This window comes from Citrobacter sp. wls711 (assembly GCF_005281055.1).
GTDB lineage: Bacteria > Pseudomonadota > Gammaproteobacteria > Enterobacterales > Enterobacteriaceae > Citrobacter > Citrobacter gillenii.
In genome coordinates this window covers 293072-312206 of sequence record NZ_SZXC01000025.1, presented here as the reverse complement: position 1 = coordinate 312206, position 19135 = coordinate 293072, and the positions used below count along the sequence as shown (strand labels likewise).

Here is a 19135-nt window from a genome sequence, read left to right as displayed (position 1 = left end):
ACCGCGTCAGGATGCAGATGATATGCGTGGACGGGTGTCCCGTGTGGAGACACCCTGAAGATTAGATACGGTTTTTCCAGACGGTCTGCACGTTACAAAACTCATGCAGGCCAAAGTGCGAAAGCTCCCGACCAAAGCCGCTTTTCTTCACCCCGCCAAACGCAACGCGGGCATCACTGGCACTATAACCATTGATAAATACCCCGCCACATTCCAGGCGTGCAGCCATATTCTGCGCCAGTGTCTCATCAGCGGTGAAAATCGTTGCCGACAAGCCAAAATCACTCTCATTCGCCAGTACTAACGCATGCTCTGCGTTCTTCGCTACGGTAATTGCTGCTACCGGGCCGAACAATTCCTGGCGGAAAGCGGTCATCTCAGGTGTCACGTCACCAAGAACCGTGATGGTATAGTAGTTACCTTTTCCGGCAATTTTTTCGCCACCGAGTAACAACGTCGCCCCTTGAGCCAGCGAAGCCTCAACTTGCTGATGCAGTTCATCACGCAGATCAACGCGTGCCATTGGGCCGAGATCGTTTTCCTCATTCAGAGGATCGCCCATTTTTAGCGCACTGGCCGCCGCCACAAAACGCTGAGTAAATTCTGCCGCAATCCCTTCCTCAACAATAAAACGTTTCGCTGCCGCACAAACCTGCCCGGTATTCTGATAACGACCGGCGACTGCCGCCTTCACGGCCAGATCGAGGTCAGCATCGTTAAGGACAATGAACGGATCGGATCCACCCAGTTCAAGCACGCATTTCTTCAGCGCCGCCCCCGCCTGAGCACCAATTGCCGCCCCGGCTCGCACACTTCCCGTTACCGTAACGGCGGCAATACGCGGATCGTTGATTATCTGGCTAACGCCCGAGTTATCGGCATTCACCCAGCCATATACCCCCTGCGGGATACCGGCATCAGCAAACGCCTGCGCAATAATACCGGCACACCCGGTTACATTCGGTGCATGCTTTAACAGGTAACCATTCCCGGCCAATAAAATAGGCACTGCACCGCGCATGACCTGCCACAGCGGGAAGTTCCACGGCATAACAGCCAGAATAGTGCCCAGAGGACGATATTCGATCACCGCCTGGTTATTCTCCACCTGTGTTGGTTCAGGATTAAGCATCAAAGGTCCATGCTCTGCATACCAGTCACACAGCGCCGCGGATTTCGCCACTTCTGCACGAGCCTGTTTTATCGGTTTCCCCATTTCCCGTGAGATACACTGTGCCATCTCTTCCGCACGCTGGCGCAGAGCGTGCCCAACCTTGCGCAGCATCTGCGCCCGATGCGCCACGGTGGTGTGTTTCCATTCATTAAATCCACTGGCGGCCAGATCAAGCGCATGGGCAATCTCATCCCGACTAGCCCACGGCATCGCCGTTAACCTTTCGCCGTTCACAGGATTGACGGAAATCGCATGTGTTGCTGATGTGATGGTCATAGCTGTCTCTCTTTTTGCAGGGTATGGTCATATCATGAGCGTATTTACTCTTTCTGAAAAATGAATAATATTAACTACACCATTCACGAATAGAGAAAAATAATGGATCTGACGCAACTGGAAATGTTCAATGCGGTGGCGGAAACCGGCAGCATTACGCAGGCCGCCGCGAAGGTACATCGTGTGCCGTCCAATCTCACCACGCGTATTCGCCAGCTTGAAGCCGACCTTGGCGTCGATCTGTTTATTCGTGAAAACCAGCGCCTGCGACTTTCCCCGTCCGGGCACAATTTTTTGCGCTATAGCCAGCGGATCCTTGCCCTGGTAGAGGAAGCACGCATGGTCGTTGCTGGCGATGAGCCGCAGGGACTGTTCTCTCTCGGTTCGCTGGAAAGCACCGCGGCCGTACGCATTCCCGCGACGCTGGCTGAATATAATCGACGCTACCCTAAAATCCAGTTTGCGTTGGCTACCGGGCCTTCAGGCACCATGCTGGACGGTGTACTGGAGGGGACGCTGAGCGCCGCCTTTGTCGATGGCCCGATCACCCACCCGGGACTGGAAGGCATGCCGGTCTACCGTGAGGAGATGATGATCGTTACCCCTCACGGACACGCCCCCATACAGCGGGCCAGCGACGTCAACGGCTGCAGTATTTATGCCTTTCGCGCGAACTGCTCTTACCGCCGCCATTTTGAAAGCTGGTTTCACGCCGATCGCGCAATGCCGGGCACCATCCATGAAATGGAGTCGTATCACGGCATGCTCGCCTGCGTGATTGCCGGGGCGGGAATTGCGCTGATTCCACGATCGATGCTGGAAAGTATGCCGGGACACCATCAAGTTAACGCCTGGCCGTTGAGTGAAAACTGGCGTTGGCTCAATACATGGCTGGTCTGGCGTCGGGGAGCGATGACGCGACAGCTGGAAGCATTTATTGAGGTGTTGAACCCCCAACTGGCGCAGAATGCAGATTAGCTGACGCCGGGTGACGCAAGCTCACCCGGCCCTCCTTTCCAGGCATCAGGCGTAAAAATGTGATTTGAATCACGAAATGATTGTGTTTTCACCAGTAACCGTTTTAAGATCGTGACCTCATCTTTTCGCAGCTAATCCAATTTATTTGATATGACAACACACACTGTTTCCCGCAAGGTCGCGTGGCTACGGGTCGTTACGCTGGCTATTGCCGCTTTTATTTTCAATACCACGGAGTTTGTTCCCGTCGGTTTGCTCTCCGACATCGCGCAAAGCTTTAATATGCAAACAGCGCAGGTCGGGATCATGCTGACCATCTATGCCTGGGTCGTTGCCCTGATGTCACTGCCGTTTATGCTGCTTACCAGTCAGGTAGAGCGACGCAAACTTCTGATTTGCCTTTTCGCGCTGTTTATCGCCAGTCATGTGCTCTCTTTCCTGGCATGGAACTTTACCGTGCTGGTCATTAGCCGTATTGGTATTGCCTTCGCACACGCCATTTTCTGGTCGATTACCGCGTCATTAGCGATTCGCATGGCACCCGCCGGCAAACGTGCGCAGGCGTTGAGCCTGATTGCTACCGGGACCGCGCTGGCGATGGTGCTGGGTCTGCCTATTGGCCGTATCGTCGGCCAGTATTTTGGCTGGCGCACAACCTTCTTCGCTATCGGCGTCGCCGCATTAGTCACCTTGCTCTGTCTGATTAAACTGCTGCCAAAACTACCCAGTGAGCATTCCGGCTCGCTAAAAAGCCTGCCGCTGCTGTTTCGCCGCCCGGCGCTGATGAGCATTTATTTGCTAACAGTGATTGTGGTGACCGCGCACTACACGGCTTACAGCTATATAGAACCCTTTGTTCAGACCGTTGCCGGACTGAGTGCCAATTTTGCGACCGTGTTGTTACTGGTTCTGGGTGCGGCGGGCATTATCGGCAGCCTCATCTTTGGCAAGCTGGGTAATCAGCATGCATCCGGGCTGATAAGTGCGGCTATTGCGTTACTGACGGTGTGCCTGGTGCTGCTATTACCAGCCGCTGACAGCGAGATGCACCTCGCCATACTGAGTATTTTCTGGGGTGTGGCCATTATGGTGATAGGTCTGGGGATGCAGGTGAAAGTGCTTGCGCTGGCACCCGATGCCACCGACGTTGCCATGGCGCTGTTTTCCGGGATCTTTAATCTGGGTATCGGCGCGGGCGCACTGGTGGGAAATCAGGTCAGTTTGCACTGGTCGATGTCCACAATCGGTTACATCGGTGCGATACCCGCACTGGCTGCGCTGATATGGTCCGTGATTATCTTTCGCAAGTGGCCGGTCGCGCTGGAAGAACAGCCTAACTAGCCATAAAAAAAGGGTCCGGTAGACTATACCGGACCCTTTTTTTAAGCGTAGGTTTTGATAATTTCCAGTACGCCATTAATAATAAATTGCACGCCCATACACACCAGCAAAAAGCCCATCAGACGGGAAATCGCTTCAATGCCCCCTTTGCCGACCAGACGCATAATTCCGCCTGAACTGCGCAGGCAGCCCCACAGAATAACCCCGATCACCGCAAAAATAATCGGTGGAGCGACCATAATAACCCAGTCCGGAAACTCAGAGCCTTGACGTACGGTCGAGGCCGAACTGATGATCATCGCAATGGTACCCGGACCGGCAGTACTGGGCATTGCCAGCGGCACGAAGGCAATATTAGCCGTCGGTTCGTCTACAAGTTCTTCTGACTTACTTCTCGCTTCCGGAGAGTCGTGCGCCTTCTGCTGCGGGAACAGCATCCGAAAGCCGATAAACGCAACGATTAACCCACCAGCAATACGCAATCCGGGAATCGAAATCCCGAAGGTATTCATCACCACCTGCCCGGCATAGTACGCCACCATCATGATGGCAAACACGTAGACAGACGCCATTAATGACTGACGGTTACGCTCTGCGCTGTTCATATTGCCGGCAAGGCCGAGGAACAACGCCACGGTGGTTAACGGGTTCGCCAACGGTAACAGGACTACCAGTCCCAGACCTATGGCCTTAAACAAATCCATCATAATTCATCTTTCCTGTGCGTTAATCGTCAACGGCAAGTATACGGTGAAAACACCTGTTTAAGCCATTTTCGCGATGTAAGGATTCATTTTTCTCCTCTACGCATAAGCCTGTGAAATCAAAATATTGAAACGAACGTACGGTTAGCCAGGTGCTGACGTTTTAGCAAAACGTGGCATTTGCCAACCCATTCATTTGACTTATATTTGCCTAAGCAATAATATCAGCCGTGACTAACTACTTGCCAGGGCAACCATTGTGAAAAACACCAGTGATCTGTTCAACGAAATCATCCCACTGGGCCGTTTGATCTATATGGTTAATCAGAAAAAAGATCGTTTGCTAAACGACTACCTGTCACCGCTGGATATCACGGCATCGCAGTTTAAGGTGCTTTGCTCCATCCGCTGCGCGGTGTGCATCACCCCTGTTGAATTGAAAAAAGTGCTGTCTGTCGATCTTGGTGCGCTGACGCGTATGCTCGACAGACTGGCCTGTAAAGGCTGGATTGAAAGACTTCCTAATCCACATGACAAACGCGGCGTGCTGGTGAAACTCACCGAGCATGGCGCGACAATTTGTGAGCAGTGCCATCAATTAGTCGGGCAAGACCTGCACCAGGAACTAACAAAAAACTTAACGGCGGACGAAGTGGCAACACTTGAGCATTTGCTTAAGAAAATCCTGCCGTAAACAGAAAGAGGTATGACGATGTCCAGACGCAATACTGACACAATCACTATTCATAGCATTTTGGACTGGATCGAGAATAACCTTGAATCACCGCTGTCACTGGAAAAGGTGTCAGAGCGTTCAGGTTACTCCAAATGGCACCTGCAACGGATGTTTAAAAAAGAAACCGGCCATTCATTAGGTCAATACATCCGCAGCCGCAAAATGACTGAAATAGCGCAAAAATTAAAAGAAAGTAACGAACCGATCCTCTACCTGGCGGAGCGTTATGGCTTTGAGTCTCAGCAAACGCTGACCCGGACCTTCAAAAACTATTTTGATGTGCCACCCCATAAGTACCGTATGACAAATATGCACGGCGAATCCCGGTATTTGCATCCGCTGAATCAATGTAACTGCTAATCGCCTGATAAAGACGTAACCGAGGAAATCATGAAACTTCTGTCATCTGCAATGCTGGCCCTGCTGCTTGTTGTTTCGGGCCAGAGCATGGCGGAACAAACCGCGCAGCCCATAACACCCAATAATCGCGACGCGATAATTATGCCTCCTACGCAGGAGCAGTCCCCGTTTGATTTTAATCATATGGGCGCCGGTAGCGACAAGTCCGACGAACTGGGTGTGCCTTATTACAACATGCGCAGTTTATAAGTCATGATGCCCCGCCACGGCGGGGCTACTGTTATCCCCTCGCCTGCGCAGTCCTGCGCAAACGAAAACCAAACACGTTGATGTACAGCCCCGCCATAATCAACAGCGCGCCGATAAGTTGCAGCCCACTTAGCGTTTCATCCAGTAACACTGCCGCACTCGCCAGCCCAACCACCGGCACGAGTAAAGACAGCGGGGCCACGCGCCAGGTCTCATAGCGTCCCAGCAACGCACCCCATATGCCGTATCCCACAATCGTCGCCACAAATGCCAGATAGACCAGTGAGAGAATAGTCGTCATATCAATAGCAATAAGGCTGTGTACGATGAGCCCTGGGCCATCAAGGACGAGAGATGCCAGAAAGAACGGTAAAATAGGGATCAAGGCACTCCACACCACCAGCGACATCACTGGCGGGCGGGATTCATGTTGCATAATTTTCTTGTTGAAGATATTGCCGCAGGCCCAACTCAGCGCTGCCGCCAGCGTCAGCATAAAACCGAGCATTGTCACGTGCTGTCCATTCAGGCTGGCTTCGATCAACACCAGCACACCAAACACCGCCAGCGCGATGCCGACCCGTTGCTTGCCCTGTAAACGCTCACCAAAAGCGAATGCGCCCAACACAATGGTGAAAAATGCCTGCGCCTGCAATACCAGTGACGCCAGTCCAGCGGGCATGCCAAATTTTATGGCGCTGAACAGAAACGCGAACTGGCCAAAGCTGATGGTCAGGCCATAACCGAGCAGCAATGAGAGAGGGATTTTCGGGCGGGCAACAAAGAAAATAGCCGGAAATGCCACCAGTAGGAAACGTAGCCCTGCCAGCATCAGCGGCGGCATATTGTGCAGACCCACTTTGATGACGACAAAATTTAGCCCCCATACCACCACGACCAGTAGTGCTAACAACCCGTCTTTACGTGACATTCACCCGCCCCTGAAATCATTAAATTTTTGTAAACAAGTTAAAGTAGCGGAAATCGTTGCCGGGTAACAGATCATTAATACAGGTAGGTATAACTGGGCATTTTCAGACAACTTTTTGAGTGTACATCACACTTTTGCCGTGCTATTCCTGTTTGAAATTGAATAAAAACATAACAACATGCATTGTCGGGCAAGAAAATGAATACCACTCTGAGAAGATCCACCCTCGCGTTACTCGCCTCCTCACTATTACTGACGATTGGGCGGGGTGCCACGCTCCCGTTTATGACCATCTATCTCAACCGACAGTACGGCCTGAGCGTCGATCTGATTGGTTACGCCATGACGGTCGCCCTGACTATTGGCGTTATCTTCAGCCTGGGCTTCGGTATTCTGGCCGATAAGTTCGATAAAAAACGCTATATGCTGCTGGCGATTACCGGTTTTGCGTCTGGCTTTATCGCGATCCCTCTGGTGCATAATGTTATCGTAGTGGTGTTGCTTTTTGCCCTGATCAACTGCGCCTACTCCGTCTTTGCCACCGTGCTGAAAGCCTGGTTTGCCGATAATCTCTCCGCCACCAGCAAGACCAAAATTTTCTCACTTAACTATACAGTACTCAACATTGGCTGGACCGTGGGTCCGCCGCTCGGCACGCTGCTGGTGATGCAAAGTATCAACCTGCCGTTCTGGCTGGCAGCGCTTTGCTCGGCCTTCCCGTTGGTATTTATCCAGACGTGGGTGAAACGTTCAGAAGTGCCATCCGAGGGACTGAACGCATCCGTCTGGTCCCCCTCGGTACTGTTGCGCGATAAAGCGTTATGCTGGTTTACCCTGTCAGCGTTTTTGGCCTCGTTTGTGGGCGGCGCATTTGCGTCCTGTATTTCTCAGTACGTGATGGTGGTTGCTGACGGTGATTTCGCAGAAAAAGTGGTGGCCGTGGTCCTGCCCGTCAACGCGGCAATGGTGGTTACATTGCAATATGCCGTCGGGCGCCGTCTTTCCAGCGCCAACATCCGCCCGTTAATGGCCGGCGGAACATTATTCTTTGTGCTGGGTTTAGTGGGTTTTATTTTTTCCGGCAACAGTCTGCTGATGTGGGGCATTTCCGCGGCGTTTTTTACCATCGGCGAAATCATTTACGCACCGGGCGAATATATGCTTATCGACAACATTGCCCCCGTGGGGATGAAAGCGAGCTATTTCTCCGCCCAGTCGCTGGGCTGGCTTGGCGCGGCATTTAACCCGTTAGTCAGCGGCGTTATTCTGACGACCCTGCCGTCATGGTCGCTGTTTGTGGTGCTGATGATTGCCATCATTCTGGCCTGGACGCTGATGTTAAAAGGCATGCGAGCTAAACCCTGGGGCCAGCCTGTAGTTTGTTAATTTCTCTGGCGACAGAGCAGGTGCTGCCCTGTCGCTTTTTCAGAAAACCTCGACATATTTTCCCTGCTCCGCATATTTTGACATCCTTATTTATTTTTCTCTGCCAATAACGCGATAACTTTACTATTCAGACGAAATAATTCACCTGGTTCAATCTTTGTTTAAGATTAAATTGCTAGTATAGTCCTTAACGAGGTGAAATTAAGGTAAGAGAGGAAACTCACAAATAAAGGAGCATAGACAATGCTGGGTAATATGAATGTTTTTATGGCCGTTCTGGGAATTATTTTATTTTCTGGTTTTCTGGCCGCCTACTTTAGCCACAGATGGGATGATTGATGAACGACGATAGTCCTGAACCGAACCGGCCCCTTGCTGTATCACTGCGCAAGGGGCCATTTTTTTGCATGTTCCCACAGCGTCCAAACACAAAGAAGGCCTGAACGACAGGCAAAAAAAACCGCCGGATAGACCAGCGGTAAATGCTTGCATGGATAGATTTGTGTTTTGCTTTATACGCTATCAGGCAATTCCCTGCACAGATAACGAATAGTGAGCCAACATATCATCCGCAACCCCAATGAACGTTAAACGAAATGGAATCACATCAACAAAACTCACGTTCACACCTGTGTCGTTATTCGATCGTTGGCGCCAACCCGCGTGACCTGCTCGTGTTTATCCATAAACATACAGCGGTTTCTGCCGGTCTGTTTCCCTGCATACATAGCTCGGTCAGCACGCCCGAGCGCCGTATCCAGTGTTTCCCCCTGATGTACCCTGGTGAGACCAGCCGTTACCGTAATGCCTAACTCCCCCTGCGGGTAAGGGATCTTTTTTTGCTCAATAAGATGACACAGGCGCAACCCGGCGAGACATGCCTGCTCATCCGTTTTTGTTCTGATCAGAATGATGAACTCTTCGCCACCGTAGCGATACGCGATCTCATCATAACGAGTCCATGACAATAAATTTGATGCCAGACTGCGCAGTACGACGTCACCAACCAGATGGCCGTAGGTATCATTGACGTATTTAAAACGGTCGATATTCAGCAATAATAAATATAAATTAAGCGGTTGCGCGTCAAGTAACTGCTGGTCAAAAGACTCATCCAGCATTCTTCGTCCAGGTAAACCGGTTAATACATCGATATTACTGCGGATAGTCAGTAAATGTATTTTATAATCCATCACCGCCGACGTAAAAGCCAGAAGCGCATCCTGAAAACTATCGAAATGCCATGACTGACTGCGTTCTTCTACTATTACCGATAGCAAGTCCTTACCTAATAAATGCATTTTTTCATGGGCTGCATTTATCTTACTCAAATAACTATAATCTGCGTCATCCTTGACCAGACGCGGGGTAAGCCACTGTCCGAATTGACAGGCACAGTGCGAATTCTTACCTGAAATATCCGCCTGAGTGACATCAGATGACACCACGCAGTGAAACATTTTGACTAGCCATTTATAGTGCGCATCAATCGAGTGATTCAACTCCATCAAGATTGAATCTATTTCTGCCGTTTTTCTCATCATCACGAATCCTTTCCCTGTGTGAGTATTGCTGATAGACAATAGTTTAGCGGCTATAAAGAAAATTTATGTAAATTTATTAATAGTAATTAATATGCCGCAGTCTCGGCCACCGATAATACGGTCAGATTGTAAGCTGACCGTATTATCCCGGTTACTGTTCTAATCCCCGGTTGCGCAGCATTGCATTAATTCCTGGTTCACGCCCACGCCATGCGGGATACAGACCATGCAAATCTGCACTATTACCGCGAGAGAGGATTGCCTCACGAAAATACTGGCCGTTTTCACGGGTTAATCCACCGTTTTCGACAAACCACTGATAGCCATCGTCGGCCAACATTTGCGTCCATAAATAGGCGTAATATCCCGCGGCATAGCCACCACCAAAAATATGAGCAAAATAAGTGCTGCGATAACGCGGCGGTACAGCAGAAATATTCAGCCCTTCCGCAGTCAGCGCACACTGCTCAAACTCCGATACTGACAATATCCTCTCGCGGTTTTCCAACGTGTGCCAGTGCATATCCAGTAATGCGGCACTGAGCAACTCGGTCATATCGTAGCCCTTGTTAAACAAGCTGGCCCGCTGCATCTTATCCTGCAGCGATTCTGGCATTCTTTCCCCGGTTTCAACATGGCGCGCGTAGCGGGCAAAGACCTGTGGATGACTCGCCCAGTGTTCATTAATTTGCGAAGGAAATTCAACGAAATCCCGCGGGGTATTGGTTCCTGAGAGTGTGGCATAACGTTGACTGGCAAACAGGCCGTGCAGCGTGTGTCCAAACTCATGGAACAGCGTAATGACATCATCCCACAGCAGCAAGGGGGGCTGATCCTGGGCAGGTTTTTGGTAGTTACAGACGTTGTAAATCACCGGTCTGGTTTCGTTAAGCATCGATTGCTCAACAAAATTCCCCATCCATGCGCCACCACTTTTTGATTCCCGGGCAAAGAAATCACCGTAGAACAACGCCAGCCCCGTGCCGTCGTGGTCAAAAATTTCCCATACCCGTACATCCGGGTGATATACAGGGATGTCGAAACGCTCGATAAATGTAATGCCATAGAGCTGGTTTGCCGTCCAGAACACACCATCGTTCAGCACCGTATCTAACGCAAAATAGGGTTTCAGCTGTGCCTCATCAAGAGCATATTTTTCACGGCGAACCTGTTCGGCATAATAGGCCCAGTCCCAGGCCTGCACGCTAAAATCGCCCAGCTCTTTATCTATGGCATTTTGGATTTCAGCCAGTTCATCATGGACTCTCCGACGCGCAGCCGGAACGATAGCGCGCATAAAAGTGAGCGCTGCTTCCGACGTTTTTGCCATTTGGTCGGCAACTTTCCACGCTGCATAATGAGCAAAACCAAGTAACTTCGCCTGCTGCATTCGGATTTCCGCCAGCCGCTGAACGATGGCGCGCGTATCGTTGGCATCATTATTTTCAGCCCGCGTCCATGCACGGGTAAACAGCGTCTCACGGGTCTGCCTGTCATGTAACGCGGCAAGCGCAGGCTGCTGCGTGGTGTTCAACAGCGGGATAACCCAATGGTCCTGAAGCCCTTTCTCCCTGGCAATTGCAGCCGCCATAGTTTTCTCTTCCGGGCTTAAGCCATCCAGTTGATGGACATTATCCACCACCAGGGCGCCTGATTTATTCGCCGCCAGCAGGCGCTGATTGAACTGGCTTGTCAGCGTGGCTGATTCGGTGTTCAGCAATTTGAGACGCGCTTTGTCTTCTTCATTCAATTGGGCACCAGCCAGTACAAAACGCTGATAGACGATCTCCAACAACCGTAAGGACTCTGCATCCAGTCCCAACACGGCACGCTGTCGCCAGACGGCCTCTACGCGCACAAAAAGTGCCGCGTTAAGATAAATATCATTCGCCAGCGCCGCCAGCTCAGCGGAAAACGCTTCATCAAGACGCTGTAATTCATCGTTGGTATGCGCTGCCGTCATGGCAAAGAACACGCTGGTGACGCGCGTTAACAGTGCCCCGCTCTGCTCAAGTGCCAGCAGCGTATTAGCAAAATTTGCGGGCTGTGAATTTTGCACAATGGCGTCGATTTCGGCACGCTTTTGCCGAACACCTTCGTCAAACGCGGGACGGTAATGATGCACGTCTATGTGATCAAATGGCGGAGCCTGATAAGGCAAAGTGCTTTGACGTAAAAAAGGATTCGTTAACGACATCTTTCACTCCTGAAAACGATTTATTGACGTGGTATGGTAATAGCACATAAAAAGCGTTGAGGAACAGTGAGATGATCGTTTTAGTAACCGGAGCAACCGCAGGTTTTGGTGAGTGCATTACGCGTCGTTTTATTGAGAATGGGCATAAAGTTATTGCCACCGGACGCCGCCATGAGCGTCTGCAAGAGCTGAAAGACGAGCTGGGCGATAACCTGTATACCGCACAACTTGACGTACGTAACCGTGCCGCAATTGAAGAGATGCTGGCCGCCCTACCAGCCGAATGGCGCAACATAGATATTCTGGTCAACAACGCCGGTCTGGCGCTGGGTCTTGAACCGGCCCATAAGGCTAACGTTGACGACTGGGAAACCATGATCGACACCAACAACAAAGGGTTGATTTATATGACCCGTGCCGTACTGCCGGGTATGGTCGAACGTAATCGTGGTCATATTATCAATATCGGTTCAACCGCCGGTAGCTGGCCCTATGCCGGAGGTAACGTGTATGGCGCAACAAAAGCGTTTGTTCGCCAGTTTAGCCTGAACTTACGTACCGACCTGCATGGCACTGCCGTGCGCGTGACCGATATTGAACCGGGCCTGGTTGGCGGTACGGAGTTCTCTAACGTACGTTTCAAAGGCGACGATGATAAAGCCGTCAAAGCCTACGAAAACACCACCGCGCTGACGCCGGAAGATGTCACTGAAGCCGTGTGGTGGGTGGCGTCATTACCTGCGCATGTCAACATTAACACCCTTGAAATGATGCCTGTTGCACAGTCTTTTGCAGGCTTGAGCGTCCACCGGGGTTAATTTTTATACCCGGCCTTATGCCGGGTATAGATACCACCGAATAAGTGATAAAGTATTCGGGTTAACTCTCTAAAAAGTAAGAATGAATGACCGTAGAAACGCAACTCAACCCTACACAGCCGGTAAATCAGCAGATTTATCGTATTCTTCGTCGCGACATCGTGCAGTGTCTGATTGCGCCCGGTACGCCGCTTTCGGAGAAAGAGGTTTCCGTCCGCTTTAATGTATCACGCCAGCCAGTACGCGAAGCATTCATCAAACTGGCTGAGAACGGCCTGATTCAGATCCGTCCTCAGCGTGGCAGTTACGTGAACAAGATTTCGCTGTCGCAGATGCAAAATGGGTGTTTTGTTCGCCAGGCAATTGAATGCGCGGTTGCCCGTCGCGCCGCGTCGATGATCACTGACAACCAGTGTTATCAGCTTGAACAGAATCTGCATCAGCAGCGCATCGCTATTGATCGTAAACAGCTTAACGATTTTTTCCTGCTGGACGATGAGTTTCATCAGAAGCTGGCGTTAATAGCGGATTGTCAGCTCGCCTGGGACACCGTGGAAAACATCAAGGCAACCATCGATCGCGTTCGCTATATGAGCCTCGATCACGTCTCCCCGCCGGAAATGCTCCTGCGTCAGCATCACGACATTTTTGCCGCGCTGGAGAAGCATGACAGCGATGCCGTTGAGCGCGCGATGATGCTGCACCTGCAGGAAATCGGTGAATCTGTTCAGCTGATTCGTCAGGAAAATAGCGACTGGTTTAGCGAAGATTAATCACTCCCTCACCTCGTTCCGGGGTGAGTTTATGCATCCCTTTATCTCCCCCTCTGAACCGCCAAAAAAAAGCTGTGATTTTGATCGAAAACAAAAAAATTCTTTAACGAGAAGCGTATTTATATTGCGCCCGTTACGTGGGTCTAAAAGCCCACGGGCTTTGACGGTAAGTTGGAGAGGAGAAACCACCATGAAAACATACGATCGTAACCGTAACGCAATCACCACCGGCAGCCGCGTCATGATCAGTGACACTGGCATTACTGGCCGCATCAAGGCTATTGATTCCGATGGCCTGACCGCAGAGCAAATTCGCCGCGGGAAAACAGTGGAAATCGAGGGTTGTGAAGGTAAATACGCCCCTCTGGAATTGATTCGTCTGGGTATGAACTGATTGGTGTGAGTGCCAGCAAATAACGCGCCATCTGGCTGGAGTATAAGCCGGATGGCGACATCAACGTTTTACGTCGTTACTTCAATTTCGCGGCATACTTCGCCACCGTCACCTTCGCCCCTTCCGCCAGTAACGCCAGATACGCTTCGGTAACGCGGGTTCTGAACAACTCAACCAGCGGCAACTCACGACCAAAGATAGCATCGATTGCCAGCAGCGCCTGAACACGTTCTACGCCCTCTTTACTGCTCTGCACCGCATTCTGGATAACCGGCAGTAACGGATCGCTAATCTCAATCGCATCGCCCTGTTCATCCACGCCACCTACGTAGCGCATCCAACCCGCCACACCCAGCGCCAGCAGGTCGAAACGGCTGCCGTGCACAAGATGCCAGCGTACGGAATCGAGCATACGCTGCGGAAGTTTTTGGCTGCCGTCCATCGCTATCTGCCAGGTACGGTGACGCAGTGCCGGGTTGCTGTAACGTTCAATCAAACGATCGGCATACTGCTGTAAATCAACTCCTTTCACTTTCAGCGTTGGGGCCTGCTCCTGCAACATCAGCGCACGGGCGGCAACACGATAATTGTCGTCCCCCATACAGTCGTTAATGTGTTGGTATCCCGCCAGATAGCCGAGATAGGCGAGGAAAGAGTGGCTGCCGTTAAGCATACGCAGCTTCATCTCTTCGAACGGGATAACATCGGCCACCAGCTCAGCTCCTGCTTTTTCCCATTGTGGACGACCGGCAACAAAGTTGTCTTCAATCACCCACTGACGGAACGGTTCACACGCCACGCCCGCCGGATCGCGCACGCCGGTAAGCTGTTCAATTTTATCCAGCGTATCGGGCGTTACCGCAGGAACAATACGGTCAACCATGGTCGACGGGAACGTCACATGCTGTTCGATCCAGTCTGCCAGCCCGGCATCCACCGCACGCGCGTACGCAGTAACCACGTTACGCATGACATGACCGTTTTCAGGCATGTTATCGCAGGACATCACGGTAAATGCGGCCAGACCGGCAGCTTTGCGGCGAGCAAGCGCTTCAACAATGACGCCCGGCGCAGATTTGGGCTGATGCGGATTTTGCAGATCGGCGGCGATCAGCGGGTTTTCCAGCATCAGTTGTCCAGTTGCCGGGGAGTGGCAGTATCCTTTCTCGGTAATAGTGAGAGAAACGATAGCCACCTGCGGTTCGCACAGGGCGGCAAGAACAGCCTCAAGACCATCAACCTGCGCATGCAGCGCGTTTTTGACAACGCCAACCACTCTCGCCGTCCAGGCATCGGCCGACATTTCCGCGACGGTATACAGATTCTCCTGCTGTTTCAGGTCGGCAATCTGCTGCTCGCCGCCGATCAGGTTAACTTCGCAATATCCCCAGTCACTGTTGTGCTCGGCCGCCAGGATATCTGCGTAAACACCCTGATGCGCACGGTGAAACGCACCAAACCCCAGATGAACAATACGTGGGACCAGTTTGCTACGATCGTAGTCAGGAAGTGCAGCCTTAGCTGCCAAGAGTTTGTTTTGCATGGTATGACCTACTTATCAATGAAATCAGGACTGTCTCAGAGTAACGCCTGTATGGTTGTATGTTTTGATTTGCATTAAACTTTTTACTATTGGTATGACATCATTTGAAGTTATATACCAACACACTGAGAGTGGCGGCAAGCGCCGCCAGCTAGTATTAGTGCTTTTGCCACTGCTGATATTCACGTTTAAGCCGCTGTGGTGCTGTTTCTGGCATCATAAGTAAACCGATTATGGAGATAATCCCCAGGACAATAACGTAAGTTGCTAGCCCATAATAATGACCACCAGTGACCTGCAGAATCTTCACTGCGACCAAGCCAAGTATGCCACTACCAATCAACGATCCCATCTGCCAAATCAAGGCGATACCGCTACAGCGAATATGCGTCGGAAAAAGTTCAGGGAAATAGGAGGCCTGAGGGGCATAACACATGCTATGACCGACACTCAGAACCAAAATCATCACTAATTGAGTAAGCCAAAAGCTATCCTGATTTATCGCGAGGAAAAATGGAATAATCATGACGACCTGGAGAAGCGCGCCAATAATATAAACAGGTTTTCGCCCAATCCTGTCACACAACGATCCCATCAAAGGGATTGCAATAATTTCTAGGATTACTGCAACAATCATTGTTTCCATTAAAATATTAGCATCAAGATTATTTGCCTTACCGTAAGCTAAAACAATCACTGTAAACATCGCAAATGTGCAAGCTTCAATCAGTTTTGCGCATACGCCCTTGACGACAATCCCAGGAAAATCGCGAATAACTTCGACTAATGGGCGTGATTCTTCAGCTTTAGTCTCTCTAATTTGAGCAAAAACTGGAGATTCATCTATTTTTAAGCGGATAAAGAGGCCAACAATAACCAATAATAAGCTCAGCAAAAAAGGTATGCGCCATCCGTAGTCCATCATTGCCTCAGGTGAGAGCGTAGCATTCAAGAAGGCAAAAAGTGCTAATGGCAGAAGGAAGCCAACGGGTGCACCAATTTGAACCCAGCTTGAGAAGAAACCACGGTGTTTGGGTTCAGAATATTCAGCGGTCATCAACACAGCACCGGCCTGCTCCCCCCCCACCCCAAATCCTTGTAATACGCGAATGAATATCAGCAAGGTTGGAGCCCAAATACCAATTTTTTCATAGGTTGGCAGCAACCCGATACAAAAAGTTCCTAAACCAACAATAAGGATGGTAATAACTAATGCTTTTTTGCGCCCAACCTTATCGCCAATATGGCCGAATACTATACCACCTAATGGCCTTGCCAGGAAGCCGACGGCATAGGTTGCAAAAGCGGCGAGTGTACTAATTAACGGGTCGTCACTAGGGAAAAATAGATGACCAAAAAAGAGTACGGCTGCTGTTCCGTACGCAAAAAAATCATAATATTCGGCAGCAGTACCAATTGCTGATGCAGAAGCTACTCGGCGAATAATTGGTTTATTATCTGCATCACTTTTAATATCGACTGAACTAACCATAGTTTTTACCTTTTGTAGGGTATGGGGCTAATCAATTTTTTTGTACGTTAAATTTAATTTACCAGTTCCACAAAGTGCCATCTTCCAGGCGCGCGACGGGCAAATAGGCCGGATCGTACGGATATTTCGCCGCGAGTTTTTCGTCGAATTCAATACCCAGACCCGGTTTGTCACCAGGGTGCATATAGCCGTTATCGAACGTCCAGTTATGCGGGAAGACCTCCAGCATCTGCTCGGAATAACCCATATATTCTTGTACGCCGAAATTTGGCACCCACAGGTCAAAGTGCAGCGCAGCAGCCATGCAGACAGGTGACAAATCAGAAGGTCCGTGAGAGCCGGTGCGCACCTGGTACAGCGACGCAAAATCCGCAATGCGACGCATGCCGGTGATGCCGCCCGCATGGGTAATGGTGGTGCGGATGTAGTCGATCAGCTGTTCTTCGATCAACTGTTTGCAATCCCAGATACTGTTGAAGACTTCCCCTACCGCAATCGGCGTCACCGTGTGCTGGCGAATCAGTCGGAAACATTCCTGGTTTTCAGCTGGCGTCGGATCTTCCATCCAGAACAAACGATACTGCTCAATGCTTTTGCCAAACCGCGCGGCTTCAATCGGCGTCAGGCGATGGTGCATGTCGTGCAGCAGGTGTTCGTTGAAGCCGAATTTGTTACGCACGGCGTCAAATAACTGAGGGGTAAAATCAAGGTACTTTTCCGTCGACCACAACTGCTCTTCCGGCCACTGCCCTTTGGTCGCTGGCTCATAGGCCAGGCCTTTGCCTTTTGACATACCGTAGGTGGTTTTCATACCCGGCACGCCGCACTGGACGCGAATCGCTTTAAAGCCCATCTCCTGATGGCGCGCGTAATCTTCCAGCACATCGTCAATGGTACGGCCGGTGGTGTGGCAGTAAACCATCACGCCTTCGCGGGACGCGCCACCCAGTAGCTGATAAAGCGGCATATTCGCGGCTTTCGCTTTGATATCCCACAGCGCCATATCAACGGCAGATATCGCCGACATCGTGACCGGACCACGACGCCAGTACGCGCCTTTGTAGAAGAACTGCCAGATGTCTTCAATGCGGTGCGCGTCGCGGCCAATAAGTTGCGGACACACATGGTCCTTCAGATAGGACGCAACGGATAACTCACGTCCGTTCAGCGTGGCATCACCTAACCCCGTGATCCCGTCCTCAGTGGTAATTTTCAGCGTGACGAAATTACGCCCTGGACAGGTGACAAAAACTTCAGCCCCTACAATCTTCATTCTCTATTCCTTACATCGCTGTGTCTGATGCAGGAAATCTACTCAACTGAACTACTACCATACAAGTATAATGATCGTAAAAGCGCTAGCTGATCACAAAAAAGGGGCTATGCGCGCCCCCATCCTGCCACGATGATCAACATTCCGCACAGCGCGATCAACGCGCCAGACCAGTCGTACAGGCTCAGTTTTACACCATCGACAATGCGCAGCCACATCAGTGCGGTCACCACATACACGCCACCATACGCCGCGTACACGCGCCCGCTCGCGGCCGGGTGCAGCGTCAACAACCAGACAAACAAGGCCAGTGACACCCCGGCCGGAAGAAGCAACCAGGCCGTTGCGCCTCGCTTTAACCAGAGCCAGGGTAAAAAGCAGCCGATAATTTCGCACAGCGCGGTGATGAAAAAAAGTAATGTCGTTTTAAGCATGGACAGTATTCAGTGACGTTTGGTTTACACATGATACGACAGAATGCGGGCAGTTTATCCATATCCGCCAGGCGGGTATGACCCGGAACAGGAATGGTGTAGAATTTAACCCTGTTTTATCGTTTTTTGCCTTTCTCATTAAAGGAATTCACCATGAACAACACACTGAGCAAACGCCTGTGCCTGACGGCCATGTTGACGCTGGCGGCGGTTGTATACACCTCCTCCGCCTTTGCTGAAACCAGCAAACTGGTCATTGAGTCCGGCGACAGTGCCCAAAGTCGTCAACAGGCGGCGATGGAAAAGGAACAGTGGAACGACACGCGTCAGTTACGCCAGAAAGTAAATACGCGCACCGAGAAAGAGTGGGATAAAGCCGACGTGGCCTTTGACAGCCGCGATAAATGCGAGCAAAGCGCCAACATTAATGCCTACTGGGAACCGAACACCCTGCGCTGCCTTGACCGCCGCACCGGCCGTACCGTCGCGCCATAATTTTTGTACCCAATAAAGGAAATGGAAAGGATACGTT

The 19135-nt window shown here is 50.9% G+C and carries 20 protein-coding genes; 11 read left to right on the top strand and 9 right to left on the bottom strand.

All coding sequences use genetic code 11. The features are described 5' to 3' along the window. Positions 1-61: 61 nt before the first annotated feature. A complete protein-coding gene (sad, locus tag FDW98_RS11360; RefSeq protein ID WP_096757077.1) occupies positions 62-1450 on the bottom strand; it encodes a succinate-semialdehyde dehydrogenase in 1389 nt (462 codons plus the stop codon). A 102-nt stretch (positions 1451-1552) separates the two neighbouring features. Here sad and FDW98_RS11355 point away from each other — a divergent pair, with 102 nt between their 5' ends. After that, positions 1553-2428, top strand: coding sequence for a LysR family transcriptional regulator (locus FDW98_RS11355; protein WP_096757078.1), 876 nt, complete (start codon positions 1553-1555; stop codon positions 2426-2428). A 150-nt stretch (positions 2429-2578) separates the two neighbouring features. Continuing rightward, positions 2579-3769, top strand: a complete 1191-nt coding sequence (locus FDW98_RS11350; protein ID WP_096757079.1) for a sugar transporter — start codon at positions 2579-2581, stop codon at positions 3767-3769. Between the two features lie 41 nt (positions 3770-3810). Here FDW98_RS11350 and FDW98_RS11345 read toward each other — a convergent pair whose 3' ends face one another. Next, entirely contained in the window at positions 3811-4476 is a 666-nt protein-coding gene (locus FDW98_RS11345) for a MarC family NAAT transporter (protein ID WP_096757080.1), read from the bottom strand. A 256-nt stretch (positions 4477-4732) separates the two neighbouring features. Between FDW98_RS11345 and marR the strand changes: the two genes are divergently transcribed. The 3 genes from marR to marB are packed head-to-tail and all read left to right on the top strand — an operon-like array spanning position 4733 to position 5818. Further along, positions 4733-5167 carry a multiple antibiotic resistance transcriptional regulator MarR gene (gene marR / locus FDW98_RS11340; protein ID WP_096757081.1) on the top strand — a complete coding sequence of 145 codons (435 nt, stop codon included), beginning with the start codon at positions 4733-4735 and terminating at the stop codon, positions 5165-5167. An 18-nt stretch (positions 5168-5185) separates the two neighbouring features. Further along, positions 5186-5569, top strand: a complete 384-nt coding sequence (gene marA, locus FDW98_RS11335) for an MDR efflux pump AcrAB transcriptional activator MarA (RefSeq protein WP_138140554.1) — start codon at positions 5186-5188, stop codon at positions 5567-5569. A gap of 30 nt (positions 5570-5599) precedes the next feature. Next, positions 5600-5818, top strand: a complete 219-nt coding sequence (gene marB / locus FDW98_RS11330) for a multiple antibiotic resistance protein MarB (protein WP_096757082.1) — start codon at positions 5600-5602, stop codon at positions 5816-5818. Positions 5819-5849: 31 nt separating this feature from the next. On the opposite strand, the gene eamA is transcribed toward marB, so the two are convergent. Then, on the bottom strand, positions 5850-6749 hold the full coding sequence (gene eamA / locus FDW98_RS11325) for an O-acetylserine/cysteine exporter (protein WP_096757083.1): 900 nt from the start codon (positions 6747-6749) through the stop codon (positions 5850-5852). A 198-nt stretch (positions 6750-6947) separates the two neighbouring features. Between eamA and ydeE the strand changes: the two genes are divergently transcribed. Further along, positions 6948-8135, top strand: coding sequence for an efflux MFS transporter YdeE (ydeE, locus tag FDW98_RS11320; RefSeq protein WP_096757084.1), 1188 nt, complete (start codon positions 6948-6950; stop codon positions 8133-8135). A 243-nt stretch (positions 8136-8378) separates the two neighbouring features. Next, complete coding sequence (gene mgtS / locus FDW98_RS11315) at positions 8379-8474, top strand: protein MgtS (protein WP_096757085.1); 96 nt, start codon at positions 8379-8381, stop codon at positions 8472-8474. Between the two features lie 284 nt (positions 8475-8758). Here the strand turns inward: mgtS and FDW98_RS11310 are convergent, their stop codons facing one another. Together FDW98_RS11310 and dcp are read right to left on the bottom strand one after the other, a co-directional pair. Further along, entirely contained in the window at positions 8759-9679 is a 921-nt protein-coding gene (locus FDW98_RS11310) for a diguanylate cyclase (RefSeq protein ID WP_096757086.1), read from the bottom strand. Positions 9680-9830: 151 nt separating this feature from the next. Beyond that, positions 9831-11876 (bottom strand): peptidyl-dipeptidase Dcp, encoded by a 2046-nt coding sequence (gene dcp, locus FDW98_RS11305; protein ID WP_096757087.1) that lies wholly within the window; start codon positions 11874-11876, stop codon positions 9831-9833. 71 nt (positions 11877-11947) lie between these two features. Here dcp and ydfG point away from each other — a divergent pair, with 71 nt between their 5' ends. The 3 genes from ydfG (at position 11948) to ydfZ (ending at position 13861) form a co-directional block, all read left to right on the top strand. Next, complete coding sequence (ydfG, locus tag FDW98_RS11300; RefSeq protein ID WP_096757088.1) at positions 11948-12694, top strand: bifunctional NADP-dependent 3-hydroxy acid dehydrogenase/3-hydroxypropionate dehydrogenase YdfG; 747 nt, start codon at positions 11948-11950, stop codon at positions 12692-12694. Positions 12695-12780: 86 nt separating this feature from the next. After that, positions 12781-13467, top strand: coding sequence for a GntR family transcriptional regulator (locus tag FDW98_RS11295; protein ID WP_096757089.1), 687 nt, complete (start codon positions 12781-12783; stop codon positions 13465-13467). A 190-nt stretch (positions 13468-13657) separates the two neighbouring features. Next, a complete protein-coding gene (ydfZ, locus tag FDW98_RS11290; RefSeq protein WP_096757090.1) occupies positions 13658-13861 on the top strand; it encodes a putative selenium delivery protein YdfZ in 204 nt (67 codons plus the stop codon). 76 nt (positions 13862-13937) lie between these two features. On the opposite strand, the gene FDW98_RS11285 is transcribed toward ydfZ, so the two are convergent. The 4 genes from FDW98_RS11285 to FDW98_RS11270 all read right to left on the bottom strand — a co-directional run bounded on the left by FDW98_RS11285 (position 13938) and on the right by FDW98_RS11270 (position 18603). Then, positions 13938-15404 (bottom strand): mannitol dehydrogenase family protein, encoded by a 1467-nt coding sequence (locus FDW98_RS11285; RefSeq protein WP_096757091.1) that lies wholly within the window; start codon positions 15402-15404, stop codon positions 13938-13940. A gap of 157 nt (positions 15405-15561) precedes the next feature. After that, a complete protein-coding gene (locus FDW98_RS11280) occupies positions 15562-16896 on the bottom strand; it encodes an MFS transporter (RefSeq protein ID WP_096757092.1) in 1335 nt (444 codons plus the stop codon). 58 nt (positions 16897-16954) lie between these two features. Next, positions 16955-18169, bottom strand: a complete 1215-nt coding sequence (gene rspA, locus FDW98_RS11275) for a starvation-sensing protein RspA (protein ID WP_096757093.1) — start codon at positions 18167-18169, stop codon at positions 16955-16957. 107 nt (positions 18170-18276) lie between these two features. Then, a complete protein-coding gene (locus FDW98_RS11270) occupies positions 18277-18603 on the bottom strand; it encodes a YnfA family protein (RefSeq protein WP_096757094.1) in 327 nt (108 codons plus the stop codon). A gap of 153 nt (positions 18604-18756) precedes the next feature. On the opposite strand from FDW98_RS11270, the gene FDW98_RS11265 reads away from it, so the two are divergent. Next, positions 18757-19098, top strand: a complete 342-nt coding sequence (locus FDW98_RS11265; RefSeq protein ID WP_096757095.1) for a DUF1283 family protein — start codon at positions 18757-18759, stop codon at positions 19096-19098. Positions 19099-19135 lie beyond the last annotated feature (37 nt).